Source organism: Streptomyces sp. bgisy130 (assembly GCF_057708345.1).
Genome location: NZ_JBYISA010000033.1, coordinates 56701 through 77122, shown reverse-complemented (window position 1 = coordinate 77122; position 20422 = coordinate 56701). Strand labels below are relative to the sequence as shown.

17 protein-coding genes and 1 tRNA gene are annotated in these 20422 nt (G+C 71.6%); 12 read left to right on the top strand and 6 right to left on the bottom strand.

The features are described 5' to 3' along the window. Positions 1 to 135 precede the first annotated feature (135 nt). The 3 genes from AC3EUV_RS30450 to AC3EUV_RS30440 form a co-directional block, all read right to left on the bottom strand. On the bottom strand, positions 136 to 1071 hold the full coding sequence (locus AC3EUV_RS30450; protein WP_432145122.1) for an LCP family protein: 936 nt from the start codon (positions 1069 to 1071) through the stop codon (positions 136 to 138). Positions 1072 to 1317: 246 nt separating this feature from the next. After that, the gene (locus AC3EUV_RS30445; protein ID WP_435604318.1) at positions 1318 to 4089 is read right to left on the bottom strand and encodes an SUKH-4 family immunity protein; all 2772 of its coding nucleotides are present in this window, start codon (positions 4087 to 4089) and stop codon (positions 1318 to 1320) included. 5 nt (positions 4090 to 4094) lie between these two features. Next, on the bottom strand, positions 4095 to 5102 hold the full coding sequence (locus AC3EUV_RS30440) for an SMI1/KNR4 family protein (RefSeq protein WP_435604317.1): 1008 nt from the start codon (positions 5100 to 5102) through the stop codon (positions 4095 to 4097). 320 nt (positions 5103 to 5422) lie between these two features. Between AC3EUV_RS30440 and AC3EUV_RS30435 the strand changes: the two genes are divergently transcribed. Then, complete coding sequence (locus AC3EUV_RS30435) at positions 5423 to 5935, top strand: YwqJ-related putative deaminase (RefSeq protein WP_387243804.1); 513 nt, start codon at positions 5423 to 5425, stop codon at positions 5933 to 5935. Positions 5936 to 5943: 8 nt separating this feature from the next. Beyond that, positions 5944 to 6507, top strand: a complete 564-nt coding sequence (locus AC3EUV_RS30430) for an SUKH-3 domain-containing protein (protein ID WP_432145116.1) — start codon at positions 5944 to 5946, stop codon at positions 6505 to 6507. Positions 6508 to 6534: 27 nt separating this feature from the next. Here AC3EUV_RS30430 and AC3EUV_RS30425 read toward each other — a convergent pair whose 3' ends face one another. Continuing rightward, complete coding sequence (locus AC3EUV_RS30425; RefSeq protein ID WP_432145115.1) at positions 6535 to 7992, bottom strand: sensor histidine kinase; 1458 nt, start codon at positions 7990 to 7992, stop codon at positions 6535 to 6537. Between the two features lie 156 nt (positions 7993 to 8148). Between AC3EUV_RS30425 and AC3EUV_RS30420 the strand changes: the two genes are divergently transcribed. The 7 genes from AC3EUV_RS30420 (at position 8149) to AC3EUV_RS30390 (ending at position 13869) form a co-directional block, all read left to right on the top strand. Then, positions 8149 to 9009 (top strand): hypothetical protein, encoded by an 861-nt coding sequence (locus AC3EUV_RS30420; protein ID WP_432145114.1) that lies wholly within the window; start codon positions 8149 to 8151, stop codon positions 9007 to 9009. A gap of 29 nt (positions 9010 to 9038) precedes the next feature. Then, positions 9039 to 9110, top strand: a tRNA-Gln gene (locus AC3EUV_RS30415). Between the two features lie 132 nt (positions 9111 to 9242). Next, positions 9243 to 10700, top strand: a complete 1458-nt coding sequence (glmU, locus tag AC3EUV_RS30410; RefSeq protein ID WP_435604316.1) for a bifunctional UDP-N-acetylglucosamine diphosphorylase/glucosamine-1-phosphate N-acetyltransferase GlmU — start codon at positions 9243 to 9245, stop codon at positions 10698 to 10700. 72 nt (positions 10701 to 10772) lie between these two features. Then, positions 10773 to 11747: a ribose-phosphate diphosphokinase gene (locus AC3EUV_RS30405; RefSeq protein ID WP_432145112.1), complete on the top strand. Its 975-nt coding sequence runs from the start codon at positions 10773 to 10775 to the stop codon at positions 11745 to 11747. Positions 11748 to 11939: 192 nt separating this feature from the next. After that, positions 11940 to 12536, top strand: a complete 597-nt coding sequence (locus AC3EUV_RS30400) for a 50S ribosomal protein L25/general stress protein Ctc (protein ID WP_432145111.1) — start codon at positions 11940 to 11942, stop codon at positions 12534 to 12536. A 143-nt stretch (positions 12537 to 12679) separates the two neighbouring features. Then, positions 12680 to 13267: an aminoacyl-tRNA hydrolase gene (pth, locus tag AC3EUV_RS30395; RefSeq protein ID WP_387243783.1), complete on the top strand. Its 588-nt coding sequence runs from the start codon at positions 12680 to 12682 to the stop codon at positions 13265 to 13267. 80 nt (positions 13268 to 13347) lie between these two features. Next, on the top strand, positions 13348 to 13869 hold the full coding sequence (locus tag AC3EUV_RS30390; protein ID WP_432145110.1) for a hypothetical protein: 522 nt from the start codon (positions 13348 to 13350) through the stop codon (positions 13867 to 13869). Between the two features lie 108 nt (positions 13870 to 13977). Here AC3EUV_RS30390 and ppc read toward each other — a convergent pair whose 3' ends face one another. Next, positions 13978 to 16740 (bottom strand): phosphoenolpyruvate carboxylase, encoded by a 2763-nt coding sequence (gene ppc, locus AC3EUV_RS30385; RefSeq protein WP_435604315.1) that lies wholly within the window; start codon positions 16738 to 16740, stop codon positions 13978 to 13980. A gap of 303 nt (positions 16741 to 17043) precedes the next feature. Here ppc and AC3EUV_RS30380 point away from each other — a divergent pair, with 303 nt between their 5' ends. Together AC3EUV_RS30380 and AC3EUV_RS30375 are read left to right on the top strand one after the other, a co-directional pair. After that, positions 17044 to 18057, top strand: a complete 1014-nt coding sequence (locus tag AC3EUV_RS30380) for an acyl-CoA desaturase (protein WP_432145108.1) — start codon at positions 17044 to 17046, stop codon at positions 18055 to 18057. 21 nt (positions 18058 to 18078) lie between these two features. Next, positions 18079 to 18762: a TetR family transcriptional regulator gene (locus AC3EUV_RS30375; protein ID WP_386689315.1), complete on the top strand. Its 684-nt coding sequence runs from the start codon at positions 18079 to 18081 to the stop codon at positions 18760 to 18762. Between the two features lie 143 nt (positions 18763 to 18905). On the opposite strand, the gene AC3EUV_RS30370 is transcribed toward AC3EUV_RS30375, so the two are convergent. Next, positions 18906 to 19730 carry a trans-aconitate 2-methyltransferase gene (locus tag AC3EUV_RS30370; protein WP_432145107.1) on the bottom strand — a complete coding sequence of 275 codons (825 nt, stop codon included), beginning with the start codon at positions 19728 to 19730 and terminating at the stop codon, positions 18906 to 18908. 165 nt (positions 19731 to 19895) lie between these two features. Between AC3EUV_RS30370 and AC3EUV_RS30365 the strand changes: the two genes are divergently transcribed. Continuing rightward, on the top strand, positions 19896 to 20393 hold the full coding sequence (locus AC3EUV_RS30365) for a MarR family winged helix-turn-helix transcriptional regulator (RefSeq protein WP_085926438.1): 498 nt from the start codon (positions 19896 to 19898) through the stop codon (positions 20391 to 20393). Positions 20394 to 20422: the final 29 nt, after the last annotated feature.

Below are 20422 nucleotides of genomic sequence, written 5' to 3'. Positions count from 1 at the left end.
GTCGTGCGATCCGCGACCTTCCGCGCTCTTTCGCATGGTTGTGTGCAGGACTGTGCCGTTATGCGCACTTCCCTGGGAATCGGTGCGAGATCGCACCCTCGCGACACTTCACCCCATCCACCCCACCAGGATGCGTTATTTGGTGCCAGAAGTCGGAATCCGCTCGTCGTGGCGCAGCGCCCCGAACAACTCCCGCGCACCGCTCTCGTTCCACGGCAGCACCGACCCGACACCACTGACCATCACCCCGGGCCGCTGCACCGGAACCGTCGTCGCCGTGCCCTCGCCCCCGGCGATCTGCTTCATCGACCAGCCCATATCCAGCACCCGCGCCAGGTCCGCGCCGTCGTCCACGACCAGCGCCGCCAGCGAGGTGTCCAGCACGCGCTTCAGCCGGTCCGGGTCGAGGAGCACCGACGGGGCGGTCATCTCCTCCGCCACCGCACCGAGCAACTGCCGCTGACGCTTCACCCGTCCGAGGTCACCCTCCGGGTCGGCGTACCGGGCCCGTACGAACGCCAGCGCCTCGGCACCGTTCATCCGCCGGCAGCCGGCCGGGAAGTCCGCGCCCGACTTCTCGTCCTTCAGCGGGGCGTCCAGACAGAGCCGCACCCCGTCGAGCGCGTCCACGACCTGAACGAACCCCAGGAAGTTCACCTCGGCATAGCGGTCGATCCGCAGTCCGGTCGCCTGCTCCACCGTTCGGGTGAGCAGCTGCGGGCCGCCGTCCGCATATGCCTCGTTGATCTTCCGGCTGCCATGGCCGGGTATCGGGACGTAGCTGTCGCGCGGCAGGCTGACCAGCGTGGGGCCGTGCTCACCGGAGTGCAGCACCATGATCGTGTCGGTGTTCTGCACCTCGTTGTTGCCGACATGCAGCCGCTCGCGCTGCTCCGGGGTCAGCGCGGTACGGCTGTCCGTACCGACCAGCAGCCAGTTCGTGCCCTTGCCCGCGGCCGGACGCCCGGCGTAGTCGCCCAGCGCATCGACGTGCTGGAGCTGCCGCCCCGCCGAGACGTACAGCCAGGCCCCGCCCGCGACCACCAGGGCGATCAGCACCAGCAGCGTCACCAGGGTCCAGGTGAGCCACGCCCGCCGGCGGCGGCGCGGCCCCGGCCTGCGCGGCGGCCGGCCCGTCGGCCCGCGGTGCCACCACCGCGGGCGCCCTGCCCGGTACAGCGTCGTCGACGACGCCTGCGACAACGGGGGTATGGGACGGCCCATATACGCATGGTCGGGGCGCCCGGCCCATCCCGCAGGTCGAGCGCCCTGACCTGGCCCGGCGGCAGCATCCGCCGCCGGGCCGGTGACGCAGTGTTACAGCAGCCCGTCCCACATCTGCTCCAGCAGGACCGACCACCAGGTCTCCGGCGACCCCAGCGCGGGCGGGTCCAGCGCGACCAGCTGCGCCTGGAAGTCGACGGTCCAACGGCCCGCCTGCTCGGGCGTCAGCCCGTACCGCAGCCGCCACATCCGCCCCAGCATCGCCAGACAGCGGGTGAACTCCGGCAGCCCCGAGTTCACGAACTGCGGCGTCGCCGGCTGACCGCCCGGCCCGGCCTCCATGGGCACCGCCACGATGTGCGCGGTCCCGTACTGCACACACAGCTGACGGCCGAAGTCATTGCCCATCACCAGATACGAACCGGCGTCCGCGGCCGGCTGCACCATCCGCTCCGCCGCCAGCTCCGCCAGCGTCGGCACCGGACGGCCCGGCTGCGCCTGCGCCCAGAAGAACGGCCCGAAGTCGACCGGCAGCCCGGCCCACACCAGCATCTGCGCCACCACATCGGGCACCCCGTGCCGGGAGACCGCCCGCTGATCGAAGCGGAACAGGGCCTGCGGGCCGAACGCCTGCTCCAGCTCCTGCCCGATCATCTGCGGGGGCACCGGCGGCACCGGCGGTACCTGCGACGGATGCGGCAACGGCACCCGCACCGGCGCCGGCCGCGCCGGGCCGTCCGCGACCTGGTGCAACTCGCCCTGATGCTCGACGAGATGCCGTACGCCCTGCTGGCGCGAGGCATGGTCCCGGCCGTACGCGGCGGTGTGGCTGATCCGCACCTGCGGCCAGTTGTCCCGGATCATCCGGGCGCAGTAGCCACCCGGCAGATCACAGCACTCCAGCTCGGTGTGCAGCTCCAGCACCTGCTGCGGCGGGACGTTCATCCCGCGCAGCTCGTGCAGCAGCTGCCACTCCGGATGCGGTGTACCGGGCGCGGAACGGCGCACGATCTTCTGCTCGGACCCGTCCGGCGCGCGATAGCTCAGCACGGCCATATAGCCCGGACCGACCGTCGGCTGACCGCTCGGCGCCTGCGGATAGCCGTACGCACCGCCGCCGGGGCCCGGCGCACCGGGCGGTCCCTGCGGAGGACCGGGCGGCGCCGCGGGCGGGGGCGTGGGACCGGCCGACGGCGGCACACCGGGGACACCCGGCCCGCCGGGACCACCGACACCGCCGCCGGGCAGCGCCGCGCCGCCGGCCAGCATCGTGGCGGCCGCATGCACGCCGCCGGTACCGCCCGCGGCGGGCGGCGGGGGCGGCGGGGGCGGACCGCCCTGGCCGCCGGAGCTCCGGCCGTCCGCGGGCACCCCGGGCTTACCGGGCGGGCCGGGAGGCTTGGGCGCGCCCGGCACACCGGGCGGCGCGGGCGGCAGCGGCACCCCGGGGCCGGCGGCGGCACCGCCCGCACCCCCGAGGGGCGCCTGAAGGGCCGCGCCGTCGGCGAGCATCGTCGCGGCGGCATGCACCCCGCCGGACCCGGGACCGCCGGCCGCGGGGGAACCCGCGCCACCGGAGCCGGACCCGTCGGACGCCGCCGCCCCGCCCGGCCCGTCCACCGCGCTGAGATCCACCTCCGCCGCGTCCAGCTGCGAGACCAGCTGCGTCGGCACATAGCCACCGGCCGGCACGCCGGGCGCACCGGGGCCGGACGCCGCGGGCCCGCCGGGGCTCACCCCGGCGTCGCCTCCGCCGGCCTGCGGCGGCGCACCGGCCCGGCCCGCACCGGGCGGACCGGGTGCGGCGGGCGGCGGGGGCGGGCCCGCGGCGGCGTTACCGGGCAGCGCCGAGCCGTCGGCCAGCATCGTCGCGGCAGCGTGCACCCCACCGCCCACGGGCGGCGCGGGCGGCGCGGCAGGAGGCGGCACACCCGGGCCGGCCGCGGCGGGTGTACCGGCGCCCGGCGGGGGCGGCACATCGGTGACCGGCGCGCCCGAGGGCGGCGGCAGATCCGGCAGCGGCGCGGCGGCCGGCGGCGCGGGCGGCACCGGCGGCGGCAGCGGACCGCCGGCCGGCCGGGCCCCGTCCTCCGGCAGCGCCGGTGAGACCTGCGTACGCGGCAACTGACTGCCGCCGTGCAGAAGTTCGGTCTTGGCGTCCGGCCGGGACCGCGGCGCCGACGGGGCGTCGTCCTCCTCGTCGAAACCGGCCAGCGGCGGTGCGAACACCGTCGCGGGCAGCCCCACCGAGCGGTCCTCGCCGCCCGCGCCGGAGGTGGTGTCCGCGTCGGCCCACGGCGTCGGCACTCCGGAGGCACCGGCCCCCGGGCCCGTCTCCGCCGCCTGCGCACCGCTCTGCGCGGCCGCGCCGTCCGTGCCGTTGACGCTCACCTCGGCCCAGGCGTCGGACGCCGACGGCGCGGGAGCGGGAGCGGGAACGGACGGCGGGGCCGCCGGGGCCTGCGCACCGCCCGCGTCCCGCCGCTCCACAGCGCCCCGCGCGTCCGCCGCCTCCTGCAACCACTCCGGCGGCGTCAGCAGGAACGACGTGGCCTCCAGGTCGATCCGCTGCGGCGGCGCCCCGTCCGCGCCGCCGTCCACCGCGGCGCCGTACTCCTCCTCGTAACGCCGGATCACCTCGCCCACCGGCAGCCCCGGCCACAGCGTCGTCTCCCCGCTGTCCCGCGCGATCACCAGCCGGGCTCGGCCGCCCTCCGCCGCCGGGCCTTCCCCGTCCCGGTCCTCGGCCCAGGCCACGAAGCCCAGGTCGAACTCCCGCACCCGCACCTCACGATGGAGCGCCGCCGGCACATCACCGTTCACCCACCGCTCGGCGCGCTCCTGCGCCTGCGCGAACGTCACCACCGTGCTCAGCTCCCCACCGCGACCGCGTACGCGAAACCGCCGTCGACCATCAGATCCGCCACCGTCTCCAGCTCCGGCGGATTGCCCGCCAGCCGCTGGAGAAAGTCATCGAAATCCGCGCCGCACGGCAACAACAGCCGCTCGACCCGCTCCTGCACCGTCCACCCGTCCTGGTCCCGCGCATCGTCGTACGGGCAGAACCACACCGAGCCGGGCGCCTCGCCGCGCACCTTCACCGCGACCACCCCGCCCTGTACGAACGCCACGCCCAGATAGTCCTTGGTGAAGTGGTCCCGCAGGCACTTGTTCACATAGAGCAGGTCGTTGACCGCCGCGTCATCGCGCACCGTGAAGAACGGCTGGTCGACCAGCAGCCCCAACTCCGCGTCCAGCGCCGCCCCTACCGGTGCGCAGCCGCCCGCCGCCTTCAGGAACGACCGGTAGGCACCCGGCAGCCGGTAGCCCAGCGCCTCCTCCGCCTGCGCCAACTGCTCCTCGCTCACGGACAGCTCACGGTGCGGCAGCCCGAAGTGCGCCGGCCGGGTCTCCTGCAACGGGCGGGTGCCGCGCTTGTCGTGCGCCACGGCCGCCGTCGCCAGCCCCCCGTGATGCCGCAGCAGCGCCTTCACCTCGACCGGGATCAGCTCCATCCGCCGGGTGCCGGCCACGTGATGCCAGGTCCAGCCGTGCGGTGTCGCCACCGCCGGCACCTCTATCCAGAGCTCGTGCCCCTGCGCGTGCAGGGCCGCGTTCGCCGAGACATAGTCCGTCAGCCGCAGTTCATCGACGCCGAAACCCTCCGGCGGCTCGGCGATCTCCGCCGCCGCGCGCGCATACGGCGAGAACTCCGGGAATCCCCGTTCGTCCATCCGCACACCGGCGGGGTACCGTGCGGCTCGGACCGGATCCGGAAAATGCACGACCTGCCCGGCATAGGCCGAATTCGGTGGCGCGGCATGTCCCGCCGCCTGGGGGCCGGGGAGTGCCCCCAGCCCTTGCCGACCTGTCGTCATCGCGCGTGCCCCCTGGCTGAAGCTGGCTTTGGAGCACAGCCTAAGCCGTACCGCAATGCCGTCCCCTCCTCCCCCGCCCCCGTCCGTCAGCCCCGCGACACACCGATGTCACCCACCGCCCCACCACCCCCGAGCCCCCGCGCACCACCCCGCCCACCAGCCCCGTTGCCCCGCGACCGACGCCCCGTCAGGCCGCCGTAAGATCACCGGCAGCCCGCCCGACTACCGCAACACCCAGCACATTTGGCAGGCTGACCATCCCCCATCTACGGCGGGGGGACCCCCAGCTACACGGGGATTCGGGGAGGGAATGCACCACCATGAGCACCACTGCACGCCACCACAACTCAGCCGCCGGCGACCCCCGCATCGGCTGGAGCGGCACCGCCGACGGCGCACCCGCCCTCCACCACCGCCGCGACGGCATCCTCCCCACCATCGGCGCCGCCCTGTCGGTACGCGGACAAACGCTCACCTGCACCGCCGGCAAGGCCGAACAGCCCCCCGCCCTGCACCCCCTCGTCCAGGACTTCCTCGACACCCTCCCCACCGCACAACGCGAACGTTTCACCGGACGCTGCCCCGAAGCCGTCCTGCTCTCCCGGCACCTCACCGCCGTCGAGGGCAACCGCGGCAAACGCGCCTCCCGCAAGCCCCTCACCAACGGCGAAGCCCGCCGCTCCCTCAAACACTCCAAACTCACCGCCCGCCACATCCGCGAGGACGGCGACCCCCAGCACGGCAGCTACGCCCCGCCCTGCCGCTCCTGCGACGCCCTCCTCGCCCACTTCGGCGTCATGCCCATCAGCGGCACCACGCCCACAGGAAGCTGACCGCCACCATGCCGCCCACCACCCCCGGCCCCCGCACCCCCGCCCACGACCGGACCGACTCGACCCGCTTCCCCGCGGCCGTCGACGTCGCCCTGCACGAAGCCGGCTGGCACCCCGGCCGCTGGGACATAAAGCAGGCGGAACACTGGGCCGACACCCTCCGCGCCCACACCTCCCCCGCGGGCCACCGCCACACCGTCTTCGCCGCCGCGGTCGAAGCCTGGGCCGAATTCGGCGGACTGCACCTCACCGGGCCCGGCCCCGGCCGGCACATCGCCCCCACCCCGTTCGCCGTCGACCCGCTGCACGGCCTCCACCTCGCCCGTACCCTCGGCGACCTCGGCCGCGCCCTGGAGACCGACGTGGCTCCCCTCGGCCGCGAAGAACTCACCACCCACGACGGCGCCGTCTACGGCCAGGCCACCCTCGCCATCGACACCGAAGGCCGGGTCTACAGCCTCGACCACACCGGCGACTGGTACCTGGGACCGGACATCGACAGTGCGCTGGGGGTCCTGGTGCTGGGGACCCGGCCCGTACGGCTGGGCGTCGCGGGCCATACCGGCGACTGAGCCGTCACGCCTGCGCGCAGGGCGCGGTCAGCGCACCGCGGAGGCCGCCGGCAGCACCGCCGACACCCGGAAGCCACCGGCCTCCGTCGGGCCCGACACGAACACCCCGCCCAGCGCCGTCACCCGCTCCCGCATCCCCACCAGGCCATTGCCGCCACTGGGCAGCCCGGCATCGGCTGCGCCGCCCTCGCTGGGGCCGTTCTCCACCTGTACGGCGAGCTCACCGTCCCGGTGCGCCAGCCGCACCCGCGCCCGCGCCCCCGGCGCATGCTTGTGCACGTTCGTGAGCGCCTCCTGCACCACCCGGTAGACGGTCCGCTCCACCGGCGGCGCATACCGCTGCCCGGCGGCAGCCGCCGGTCCCCCGTCGGCCTCCCCGTCCACGGTCAGCTCCACGACCATCCCGGCCGCCCGGGACTGACCCACCAGATCCGCCAGCTCCGCCAGATGCGGGCCCTCGGCATCCGTCTCCGCGGCAGCCGGCGCCGGCACCGGCGCGCCGCCGTCAGGACCGTCCCCCGCGGACTCCGCCACCACGGACGTCTCCGGCGACCGCGCCTGCACCGTCGCCTGCGCCCCCGCCCGGGAGGCCACCGCCGCCAGCCGCTCGGGCGCACCCGACGCCGCGGCGCCCCGCACCGGCGCCCCGTCGGCGGTCCGCAGCACCCCCAGCATCTCCCGCAGCTCCGTCAGCGCCTGCCGTCCCATGTCACCGACCAGCCCCGCGTTCTTCGACGCCTTCTCCGGGTCCTTCAGCGCCACCGCCTGCAACGCCGCGGCATGCACCACCATCAGACTCACCCGGTGCGCGACCACGTCGTGCATCTCCCGCGCGATCCGCGTCCGCTCCTCGTTACGGGCCCACTCCGCCCGCTCCTCGGCCCGGTCCGCCAGCAGCGACAGCTCGCGCTCCAGACCGTCCGCCCGCTCCCGCAGGCTCTCCACGAGCCGCCGCCGGGCCCCCACATACAGCCCCCACAGCACCGGCGGCGCGGTCAGCACCAGCCCCAGCGCCAGCGACATCGCCGGCAGCAGCCACATCGGCGGCTGGAAGTCCTCCTGCGCCAGTACGTCCTGCCGCAGGCTGAGGAACGTCGTCACCAACGTCCCCACCACGGTCATCCCCGCCAGCACCCCGGTGATCCGGCGCGGCACATCCGAGGCGGCGAGGGTGTACAGCCCCACCGTGCTCAGCAGCCCGCCCATCTCCGCCGGGATCACCGCTATCGAGACCAGCACCACCGCCACCGGCCAGCGCCGGCGCACCAGAAGCACCGGCCCCGCCAGCAGGCCGAGCAGCACCCCGACCAGCTCGGGCAACTGCGCCCCCGAGGCGAACCGCGCGCCCTCGAACGCGCACTCCACCGCGGAAGCCGCCGCCAGCACCACATCCAGCACGGCACTCCGCCGCCGGGCCCACCACCACGGCCCGCTCAACGGCGCACCCCGCGGACCCACACCTTCACTTGCCCCCGTCGCGGTCATACCGACCAGCCTACGGGCGCCCGCGCCCGATTCCCCCGGCCCGATATCGGCCACAGCCGGGCCGTTACCGGCCCCCTACCGCCGGTCATCCCTCGAACTAATGAACCGCCCACATTTTCGACGCTTTCGCACACCCGCACACGCCACCCTGTTCCCATGCCGAACCCCCACCGGGAACCCCCCGACTACGAGTCCTTACGCCCCGAGGCCGTCGCGCTGCGCCGGGCCGGCCTCAGCCGCCGCCAGATCCGCGACCGCCGCCACCTCCACAACAACGACATCCTCAACCGCCTCCTCGAAGGCGTCCCCGCCCCCGGGTGGACCCGCCGCCCCAACGCCAAGGACGACCTCCGCGCCCGCGCCCGCGAACTGCGCAAGCAGGGCCTGACCTACGACGCCATCCAGGTCGAACTGGGCTGCTCGAAGAGCTCGATCTCCCTGTGGGTACGGGATCTGCCGAAGCCGGAGCCGCGCCGCACACCGGCGGAGCAGGCCCGGATCGCCCGCGAAAAGCGGTGGGAGCACGAGCTGGCGGTACGGGACAGGGAACGCCGGGAAACGAAGAGCGCAGCGACCCAGGAGGTCGGTGACCTGTCGGACCGGGAGCTCCTCTTCGCCGGAGCCGCCCTCTACTGGGCCGAGGGCGCCAAGGACAAGCCGTACAAGCGGCGGGAACACGTCCAGTTCGTCAACAGCGACCCCGGCGTCATCGAGGTCTTCCTGGCCTGGCTGCGCCTGCTAGGCGTGGAGCCGGATCGGATTGCCTACCGGGTCATGATCCACATGACTGCCGACGTGGAGGCGGCCGAGCGCTACTGGGCCGAACTCGTCGGCGTGGACGTCGCCTCGCTCCAGAAGACCACGATCAAGAAGCACAACCCCAAGACCACGCGCAAAAACGTCGGGGAGGGCTACCGCGGCTGCCTGGTGATCCGGGTGCTACAAAGCGCAGAGCTATACCGTCGCATCGAAGGCTGGTGGTACGGCATAGTGTTGGGTGCCAAGCGGCCAGACTAACGAGATGTCCAGTTTGGACCGCTTCGCTATCCCCTGTGGTGTAATTGGCAGCACTGAGGCTTTTGGTGCCTTATGTCCGGGTTCGAGTCCTGGCAGGGGAGCACATGCACAACGGGCGAATTTCCGGGTCCTGACCACCACGTCAGGACCCGCCCGCGTTTCGGCTGCAATACGCACCGGTATCCTTCGGATGACCACCACCCGAAGTAGCCAAGAAGCCGAAGGGCATCCCCGTGAGCGCCAACCGCCCGGCAGCCGTCGTCGTTCTCGCAGCGGGTGAGGGCACCCGCATGAAGTCGGCCACCCCAAAGGTCCTGCACACCGTCAGTGGCCGCTCCCTCGTCGGCCATGTCGTCGCCGCCTCCCGTGAGCTGGACCCCGAGCATCTCGTCGTGGTCGTCGGCCACGCCCGTGAGCAGGTGCGGGCACATCTCTCCGAGGTCGACCCCGGCGTGCGCACCGCCGTGCAGCACGAGCAGAACGGCACCGGTCATGCGGTGCGTACGGCTCTGGAGGAGCTGAGCCAGAGCGGTGTGGCCGTCGACGGCACGGTGATCGTCGTCTGCGGCGACACCCCCCTGCTGACCGGTGAGACGCTCCGGCTGCTCGGTGACACCCACGCCGCGGACGGCAATGCCGTCACGGTCCTGTCGGCCGAGGTGCCGGACGCGACGGGCTATGGGCGCATCGTGCGTGAGGAGAGCTCGGGCGCGGTGACCGCGATCGTCGAGCACAAGGACGCGAGCGTGGCGCAGCGGGCGATCCGGGAGATCAATTCCGGGGTGTTCGCCTTTGACGGGCGGCTGCTGGTCGATGCGCTCGGCAAGGTGCGGACGGACAACAGTCAGGGCGAGGAGTACCTGACCGATGTGCTGGGCATCGTGCGGGAGGCCGGGCACCGGGTCGGTGCGGCGGTGGCCGCGGACCACCGGGAGATCCTGGGGATCAACAACCGGGTACAGCTGGCGCAGGCGCGGCGGCTGCTGAACGACCGGCTGCTCGAGCAGGCGATGCTGGCCGGTGTGACGGTGGTGGATCCGGCGTCGACGTGGGTGGATGTCTCGGTGACGTTCGAGCCCGATGCCACGGTGCATCCGGGGACGCAGCTGCTGGGTGCCACGCATATCGCGTCGGGTGCCGAGGTGGGTCCGCATTCCCGGCTGACGGATACGTCGGTGGGTGCGGGCGCGGTGGCGTCGTTCACGGTGGCCGAGGGTGCGCGCATTGGCGACGGGGCGAATGTCGGGCCTTACGCCTATCTGCGCCCGGGAACGGATCTTGGTCCGAAGTCGAAGGCCGGTGCGTACGTGGAGATGAAGAACGCGTCGATCGGCGAGGGCACGAAGGTGCCGCATCTTTCCTATGTGGGGGATGCGACGATTGGCGAGTTCACCAATATCGGTGCGGCGAGTGTCTTTGTGAACTACGACGGTGAGGCGAAGCACCACACCACGGTCGGTTCACATTGCAGGACGGGGTCGGACAACATGTTTGTGGCTCCGGTCACGATCGGGGACGGCGCTTATACGGCGGCCGGCTCGGTTATCACCAAGGATGTGCCCCCGGGTTCGCTGGCGGTCGCGCGTGGCCAGCAGCGGAATATCGAGGGTTGGGTCGCGCGCAAGCGGCCTGGAAGCGCCGCCGCGCAGGCGGCTTCGGCTGCTCGCCAGGAGTCCGAGGGCGAGCGGTGATCGTGCAGAGGGCACGCCGTGCGGGGCGTACCGTGATGAGCGCACGCAAACTGTGATTCGAGGAGATTTGCTGTGACCGGGATCAAGACGACCGGCGAGAAGAAGCTGATGCTCTTCTCCGGCCGCGCCCACCCCGAGCTTGCCGAGGAGGTCGCGCACCAGCTGGGTGTGGGCCTGGTCCCGACGAAGGCATTCGACTTCGCCAATGGCGAGATCTATGTCCGCTATCAGGAGTCGGCGCGTGGCGCGGACTGCTTTTTGATTCAGAGCCACACGGCTCCGATCAATAAGTGGATCATGGAACAGCTGATCATGATTGATGCGCTGAAGCGGGCCTCGGCCCGGAGCATCACCGTGGTCGTGCCGTTCTACGGTTATGCGCGTCAGGACAAGAAGCACCGCGGCCGTGAGCCGATTTCGGCGCGGCTGATCGCGGATCTGATGAAGACCGCCGGTGCGGACCGTGTGGTGACGGTGGATCTGCACACCGACCAGATCATGGGCTTCTTCGACGGCCCGGTGGATCACCTTTTCGCGCTGCCGGTTCTCGCGGACTACGTGGGCGCGAAGGTGGACCGCGAGAAGCTGACGGTCGTGTCGCCGGACGCGGGCCGGGTGCGGGTGGCGGACCGCTGGTGTGACCGTCTGGGCGCGCCGCTGGCGATCGTGCACAAGCGGCGCGACAAGGACGTGGCGAATCAGGTCACGGTGCACGAGGTCGTCGGCGATGTGCAGGACCGGGTGTGTGTCCTGGTCGACGACATGATCGACACCGGTGGCACGATCTGCGCGGCGGCCGATGCGCTGTTCGCGAATGGTGCGTCGGATGTCATCGTGACGGCGACGCACGGTGTGCTGTCGGGTCCGGCCGCGGACCGGCTGAAGAATTCGAAGGTGAGCGAGTTCGTGTTCACGAATACGCTGCCGACGCCTTCGGAGCTGGAGCTGGACAAGATCACGGTGCTGTCGATGGCCCCGACGATCGCCCGGGCGCTCCGCGAGGTGTTCGAGGACGGTTCGGTGACGAGCCTCTTCGAGGAGCAGTGAGGCGAGCGGTGAGGTAGTTCTCCGCTGATCGACTTTGGGGCGGCCTTCCCGCCGGGTAGACTCATCGAGTTGCTCGGCGAGGGAGGCCGCCCTTTTGTGGTGGCTGTCCGTTATCGACGCGCTCTTCGTAGCAGGTCTGTCGTGGGCCGGGTAACGCCCACCAGATATTTCTGAGATACGAGGAGTGCAGTCATGGCTGAGGTCAAGCTCGACGCCCAGGTCCGTACCGACTTCGGTAAGGGTGCCGCCCGTCGCGCGCGCCGTGCGGACCTGGTTCCCGCGGTCATTTACGGTCACGGCGCGGAGCCGAAGCACGTGGCGATCCACAACCACGCGCTGATGATGGCCCTGAAGACCCCGAACGTGCTGCTGCGCCTGGAGTTCGACGGCAAGAGCGAGCTGGTCATCCCCAAGGCCGTGCAGCGTGAGGCGATCCGTGGCTTCCTGGTGCACGTGGACTTCCTGGCCGTGAAGAAGGGCGAGAAGGTCAACGTCGAGCTGCCGATCCACACCGAGGGCGAGCTGGCCCCGGGCGGCAACCTCCTCGAGTACGTGCTGAACACCCTGCCGGTCGAGGCCGAGGCCACCCACATCCCGGAGTCGGTGACGCTCTCCATCGCGGGTCTGGACGCCGGTCACTCGGTGCAGGCCAAGGACATCGCGCTGCCGTCCGGCGTCTCGCTGGCCGTGGAGGACGACGCCGTCGTGCTCCAGGTCGTCGCGGCGCAGGCGGAGGCGCCGGCCGAGGAGGCCGCCGAGGGTGAGGGCGCCGAGGGCTCCGAGGCCTGAGTCGTCTTTCGCTGAGGCGAGTTCTCAGCGCTTTGTCCAGCCGCTGCCGCGCGCCTTTGGGCGCGGGGTGGCGGTTGGGCTGTTTCATGGGCAGTTGCGGTCGGAGCCGGCGGGTGTGGCCGGCGGATGTGGGAGTGACTGAGATGGCGGACGCTGATCCGTGGCTGGTGGTGGGGCTGGGTAATCCGGGCCCGGAGTATGCGCGTAATCGCCACAATGTGGGCTTCATGGTGGCGGATTTGCTGGCGGAGCGCATGGGGGGCCGTTTCAAGGCGCACAAGTCACGGGCTCAGGTGGTGGAGGGGCGTTGTGGTGCGCCGGGCCCGTCGAGCCGTCGTGTGGTGGTGGCGAAGCCGGGGACGTTCATGAATCTGTCGGGTGGGCCGACGACCGCGCTGCGGGATTTCTACAAGGTGCCGGTGGCCCATATCGTGGCGATTCACGATGAGTTGGATATTGATTACGGTGCGCTGCGGCTGAAGCTGGGCGGCGGTGACAACGGTCACAACGGTCTGAAGTCGATCACGAAGTCGCTGGGGGCGGAGTATCACCGGGTGCGGTTCGGGATCGGGCGTCCGCCGGGCCGTATGCAGGTGGCGGATTTCGTGCTGAAGGACTTTTCCGCAGCCGAGCGGCGTGAGTTGGACTATTTCGTGGACCGTGCGGCGGATGCGGTGGAGACGCTGATCGTCGACGGCCTGGAACGGGCGCAGAGTACGTACAACTCCTGAATGGGACAGGTGTGGTCAGGCTCTGACGAACCGTTTTCGGAGGTTGACCGGGTGCTGGTGGATGGCCAAGGATCGCGGCCATGCCCAGAAGCAGCACGCGCACCCGTTCGGTCAGACGTAGTCGTTCCCGGCGGGTCGGTGAGAGCGCCTACGGGGCGCTGCTCATCGCCCGGGTCGGGTTCATGGGCCTGCTGGCGCTGCTCCTGCTGGTGGCGGGGGTGTGGACGTCGTGGCAGACGGCGCAGTACGCGATGCTCGTCAAGGCGCAGGGGCGCGGGGTGATGACGGTGTCGGCGTGTGCCGGTGAACGGTGCACGGGCCCGTATGCGCCGTCGTCGGGCGGGACGCGGAAGCTGGCGAAGGTGTCGATCGCGGAGGGCGCCGCGGACAAGGGCACGCAGGTCGAGGTGACGGTCAAGCCGGGGACGAGGCATGCGGTGCGGACCGGGGCGGCCGGGATTCTGCACGCCTGGGTGCCGTTCGCGGGGTCGTTGCTGCTGGCGGCGCTGGTGGTGGCCGGGGGGATGCGGCTGCGGCGTACGGCGTGGGTGATGGGGTTGTTGGGGGCGGTGTTGCTGGGCGCGGCGTTCATGGCGCTCTAGGGCTTCCCCGGGATGGATACCGCTAGGACCTCCCGGGACTGCAAACGGCGGCGGCCCGTCCTCCTCGGTGGGAGGGCGGGCCGCCGCCGTGGTGTGTGCCGGGCCGGGTCAGCCGGTGTTGCGCAGTCCGGCGGCGACGCCGTTGACGGTCAGCAGCAGGGCGCGGGCGAGGACCGGGTCGGCCTCCTCGCCCCGTTCGGCGGCGCTGCGCTGGCGGTCCAGCAGCGAGACCTGGAGGTAGGAGATCGGGTCCAGGTAGGCGTCGCGGATGTGGAAGGTCTGCTTGAGGACCGGGTTGGAGTCGAGGAGTTCCTTCTCGCCGGTGACGCGCAGGACCTCGGCGACGGTGAGCTCGTGCTCGGCCTTGATGACGTCGAAGACGTGCTTGAGCTTGTCGGGGACCAGGGTGTCGACGTAGTGCTGGGCGATCCGCAGGTCGGTCTTGGCCAGCGTCATGGTGACGTTGGCCAGGAAGTTGCGGAAGAAGTGCCAGTACTCGTGCATTTCGTCCAGCACGCTGTCGAGTCCGGCCTCGCGGGCGGCCTTGAGGCCGGTGCCGACGCCGAACCAGCCGGGGACGATCTGGCGGGACTGGGTCCAGCCGAAGACCCACGGGATGGCGCGCAGTCCGTCGAGGCCGGCGCCGGAGTCGGGGCGGCGCGAGGGGCGCGATCCCAGGTGGAGCTCGGCGAGCTGGTCGACGGGGGTGGAGGCGAAGAAGTACGCGGGCAGGTCCGGGTCCTCGACGAGACGGCGGTAGGCACCGTGCGCGGCCTCCGAGACCCGCTCCATGGCCGCGTCCCAGCGGGCCAGCGCCTCGTCGGACTGCCGGGGCGCGGTGTGCAGGGCGGATGCCTGGAGGGTGGCGGCGACCGTCAGCTCCAGGTTCTCCCGCGCCAGCGACGGGACCAGGTACTTGTCGGAGATGACCTCGCCCTGCTCGGTGACCTTGATCTCGCCTTCGAGGGTGCCGTAGGGCTGGGCGAGGATCGCGTCGTGGGAGGGGCCGCCGCCGCGGCCGACGGTGCCGCCGCGGCCGTGGAAGAGGCGCAGCCGTACGCCGTGCCGGTGGGCGACGTCGCGCAGCAGGCGCTGGGCGCGGTGGATCTCCCACTGGGAGGTGGTGATGCCGCCGAACTTGGAGGAGTCGGAGTAGCCGAGCATGACCTCCTGGACGTCGCCGCGCAGGGCGACCAGGCGCCGGTAGGAGGGGTCGGCGAGCATCTCGTCGAGCAGCTGGTCGGCGATCTTCAGCTCGTCGGTGGTCTCCAGCAGCGGCACGATGCCGACCTTGGCCCAGCCGGCGTGCAGGTCGATCAGGCCGGCCTCGCGGGCGAGGACGGTGGCGGCGAAGACGTCGTCGGAGCCCTGGCACATCGAGATGATGTAGGACTCGATGACCTCGGGGCCGAAGGTGTCCTTGGCCTTGAGGATGGTGCGGAAGACGCCGAGCGTCTTGGCACCGGCCTCGTCGAGGGGGGCCGGGGTGGGGGCCAGCGGACGGCGTGAGCGCAGTTCCTTGGCGAGGAGCTTGCGGCGGTACTCGCGCGGCATGTCCACGTAACGCCAGGACTCCTCGCCGAGGCGGTCGAAGAGCTGGCCCAGGGTGTGGTGGTGCGCGTCGGCGTGCTCGCGGATGTCCATGGTGGCGAGCTGGAGGCCGAACGCGGCGATGGTGCGCAGGGTGCGCTCCAGACGGCCGTCGGCGACCAGGCCGCCGCGGTGTTCCCGCAGCGAGGTCTGGATGAGCGCGAGGTCGTCGAGGAGCTCGGTGGTGCCGAGGTAGTCCCGGCCGGGGACGTGCGGGGTGTCACCGGCGAGGCGCTCGCGGGTGTTGAGGAGCTTCTGCCGGATGCAGGTCGCCTTGAGGCGGTAGGGCTCCTCGCTGTTCAGCCGCTTGTAGCGCGGGCTGATCTCCGGGAGGAGGTCGAGGTCGCCCTGGAGGGAGGCCAGCAGCTCATCGGTGGCGCCGCAGTTGCGGATGGAGTTGGACAGCGCGCCGCGCAGCTCGTCGACGTGCTCCAGGGCGTCGGTGATGCCGTGCTCGTGCTGGAGCAGCAGGACGTCCCAGGTCACCTGGGGGGTGACGTTGGGGTTGCCGTCGCGGTCGCCGCCGATCCAGGTGCCGAAGGTGAGCGGGCGGGTGCCGGCGGGCAGCTCGGTGCCGGCCCGCTCCAGCTCGGCGGCGAGGTCCTCCAGGACGTCGCCGACCGCGCCGCGGCCCAGCTCGTCGAGGTAGTAGATGGCGTTGCGGGCCTCGTCGGTGGGCTCCGGGCGGGCGACGCGCAGCTCGTCCGTCTGCCAGATGAGGTCGATGTTCTCGGCCAGGCGGAGGTCGGCGCGGCGGCGCTCGCCGTCGGGGCTGTCCAGCAGCTCGGCGACCTTGCGGAGCTTGGTGAGGACGGAGCGCCGGGCGGCCTCGGTGGGGTGCGCGGTGAAGACGGGGCGTACGCCGAGGTTGCCGGCGGTCGCGCGCAGATGCTCGGGGTCGGCGTCCTTCAGCAGGTCGGCGGTGCGGGCGAGGATGCTGCCCTCGGCGGCGCGCCGGGCGGCCAGCTCGCGGCCGCGGTGGACCTGCTCGGTGACGTTCGCGAGGTGGAAGTACGTGGAGAAGGCGCGCACCAGCTTGGCGGCGGTGGCCAGGTCGGTGTCGCCCAGGAGCCCGGCTGCGGCTTCGCCGTCGGAGCGGGTCAGGGCGCGTACCTGCTCGACCAGGTCGAGCAGTTCCTTCCCCTCCTGTCGGACGAGGGTCTCGCCGAGGAGATCACCGAGGCGGCGGATGTCGGCACGCAGGGCGACGTTGTCGCTCGGGCCGGTTTCCGGGCCTTCGATGGACACGATCTCGGCTGGAGTGTTGTCGGCACTGCTCACAGGTGCGGCTCCTTGCGGCGATCAGGGACGTCGCACGTGACCCATGGGTGGGGCCGAAACGGGCGACGGGTTGGGCAGGTCTGATGCGGGCGGGTTGCGGACCGCGCTGTCCGACGTCCCCAGGATAGGTCTGCCCAGCCTCGCGGAATCACACCGTCCGCAGGGTGGGCACTGCGTCACAGCCGGGCGGGTGTGGCGCCTGTCACGGCCTTGCCCGGGGCGGCGGCACTGCCATACTTACGAGACCGTAGGTTACGGTTCCGTAGCCGTAGCCGTGCCCCCGAGCCCCCGACGAGGGACACCATGACCGCTGGTCCTGAAGCCGTAGAAGATCCCCCGATTCCCGCCGATTCCGCCGTCGGTCCGGCCGCCGGTGCGCCGGTGCCGTCCGCGACGCTCGGCGGTGAGCAGCGCAGGTCGGTCGAGCAGATCTCGCTGCTGCTGTTCATCACCGTCCCGTTCGTGGCGCTGGTGGCCGCGGTGCCACTGGCCTGGGGCTGGGGGGTGAGCTGGCTCGACCTGGCGCTGATGGTGGCGATGTACTACATCGGCTGCCACGGCATCACGATCGGCTTCCACCGTTACTTCACGCATGGTTCGTTCAAGGCGAAGCGGCCGCTGCGGATCGCGCTCGCGATCATGGGGTCGCTGGCCGTGGAGGGTCCGCTGGTGCGCTGGGTGGCGGATCACCGCAAGCACCACAAGTTCTCCGACGCCGAGGGCGACCCGCATTCGCCGTGGCGCTTCGGCGAGACGGTGCCCGCCCTGATGAAGGGCCTGTGGTGGGCGCACATCGGCTGGATGTTCGACGAGGAGCAGACGCCGCAGCAGAAGTACGCACCGGACCTGATCAAGGACCCGGCGATCCGGACGATCTCCCGCCAGTTCGTGCTGTGGACGGCGGTGTCGCTGCTGATCCCGCCGCTGGTGGGCGGCCTGGTGACCTGGTCCTGGCAGGGCGCGCTGAGCGCGTTCTTCTGGGGGTCCCTGGTCCGGGTGGCCCTGCTGCACCACGTCACCTGGTCGATCAACTCCATCTGCCACGCGGTCGGCAAGCGCCCCTTCAAGTCCCGCGACCGCTCCGGGAACGTCTGGTGGCTGGCCGTCCTCTCGTGCGGCGAGTCCTGGCACAACCTGCACCACGCGGACCCGACCTCCGCCCGGCACGGGGTGATGAAGGGGCAGCTGGACTCCAGCGCCCGCCTGATCCGCTGGTTCGAGAAGGCGGGCTGGGCGTATGACGTCCGGTGGCCGGACGCGTCCCGTCTCGATGCCCGACGCGCGCAGAAGGCCGCCGGGGGTGCCGCCCGGCGGTAGCGGGGAAGGCATGATTGACGGGTGGCGATCGACGACAGCAGTACCAGCGGCAGCAAAAGCAAGTCTTCCTCCGCGGGCACGCGGCGGGCCCGCAGGGTCCGGATGACCGGTGCGGAGCGCCGGGAGCAGCTGCTGGACATCGGTCGCACACTCTTTGCCGAGCGGGGCTACGAGGGCACGTCGGTGGAGGAGATCGCCGCAAAAGCCGGCGTGTCCAAACCGGTGGTCTACGAGCACTTCGGCGGCAAGGAGGGCCTCTACGCGGTGGTCGTGGACCGCGAGATGCGCCAGCTGCTGGACATGGTGACGGGCGCACTGACCGCCGGCCATCCCCGCGAACTCCTCGAACAGGCGGCCTTCGCGCTGCTCGACTACATCGAGACCTTCACCGACGGCTTCCGCATCCTGGTCCGCGATTCCCCCGTGGCCCAGTCGACGGGTACGTTCGCCTCGCTCATCAGCGATATCGCCACCCAGGTCGAGGACATTCTGGGCCTGGAGTTCAAGGCCCGCGGCTTCGACCCGAAACTCGCCCCCCTCTATGCCCAGGCCCTGGTCGGCATGGTGGCCCTGACCGGCCAGTGGTGGGTCGACACCCGCAAACCGAAGAAGGCCGAGGTGGCGGCCCACCTGGTCAATCTGGCCTGGCACGGCCTGGGCAACCTGGAGGCCAGGCCCCGGTTGATAGGGCATCGGAAGAACTGAGCGGCTCCCGCTCTCCGCGGCGGCCCGCGTCCGGGCGGTGCGCGCGGAAGCAGGCCCCGCCGCACCCGCCGGCGCCTGCGCTCCGGCCTTCGTACGAACCGGGCGTGGGGGCTGCCGTGACAGCCGCCGGCGGGCGGGACGGGTCAGCCGGCCGCGGGCTTTCGGGCGACGGCGAAGATCCGGCGGAACGGGAAGACCGTGCCGTGGCAGCCGGTGGGGTACGCCTTGCGGAGGGCGTCGCGGTATTCGGCGAGGAAGGCTTCGCGGGCGGCCGGGTCGTTCTCCAGGGCGGTGAGGACGGGGCGCAGGGCGGTGCCCTTGACCCAGTCGAGGACCGGGTCGTCGCCCTCCAGGAGCTGGACGTAGGTGGTTTCCCAGACGTCGGCGGCGCAGCCGAGGTCGGCGAGGCGCTCCAGATAGTCGGCCGGTTCGAGGACATGGACGAAGCGGCGGCCGTGGGTGGTGAGCCGCTCGCGCCACTGGGGGGCGTCACACAGTTCGCCGAGGAGGGCGTGGCTGGGTGAGGTGAAATTGCCGGGGACCTGGAAGGCGAAGGTGCCGCCGGGGGCGAGGGCCTCGATCCAGCGGGCGAAGGAGTCCGGGTGGTTGGGGACCCACTGGAGGGCCGCGTTGGAGACGATCAGGTCGTAGGTCTCCTCGGGCGTCCAGTCGGCGGCGTCGGCGGGGGCGAAGTCGAGGTGGCCGCCGCCGGGGGTCGGGCCGGCGTAGGTCTCGGCCTCTTTGAGCATCTCCGGGGAGTTGTCGTATCCGGTGATGTGCGCGTCCGGCCAGCGGGTGGTGAGCTGGGCGGTGACGTTTCCGGGGCCGCAGCCGAGGTCGGCGATGCGGGCGGTGCGGTCCTGCCGGGGCAGGTCGGGTATCCGGTTGAGCAGGTCGTGGAACGGACGGGTACGGTGCCCGGAGTGGCGGAGGTATTGCTGCGGATCCCAGGTTGGTGCGTCGTGCATGTTCGAAACCCCTTTGCCGATGCAGGGCTGACACAAGGCCGGCACGGTCTGGTTCGGGCCGTCTCGGCTGGAAACCGAGCCCCCGGCCGACGATGCCCATAGTCCAGCGAAATATATCTCGACGTCAAGAGACTTCATGTCGACAGACCCTCTACACTGATCGTCATGGAGGACGAGGTCGACCGACTGGTCGCAGCATGGCGCCGCGAGCGCCCGGACCTCGACGTGGAGCCGCTTGAGGTCCTCAGCCGCGTCTCCCGGCTGGCCAGACACCTTGACCGGGCCCGCCGTATCGCCTTTTCCGAGGTGGGCCTGGAACCCTGGGAGTTCGACGTGCTCACCGCGCTGCGGCGGGCCGGGGCGCCGTATCAGCTCTCCCCCGGGGCGCTGCTGACACAGACACTGGTCACCTCGGGGACGATGACCAACCGCATCGACCGGCTGGCCAAGAAGAACCTCGTCGAGCGGCTGCCCGACCCCAGCGACCGGCGCGGTGTGCTGGTCAGGCTGACCGCGGAGGGCCGCGACAAGGCGGACCGGTCCCTGGCCGGGCTGCTGATCCAGGAGCGCGCGATTCTCGCCGAGCTCTCCCGGCAGCAGCGCGGCGAACTGGCCGGGCTGCTGCGGAAGTTGACCGGCCCGTTCGACAACACACCCGGCTAGGGGCCCAGAGGCGCGGCCGCCCCGGGCGC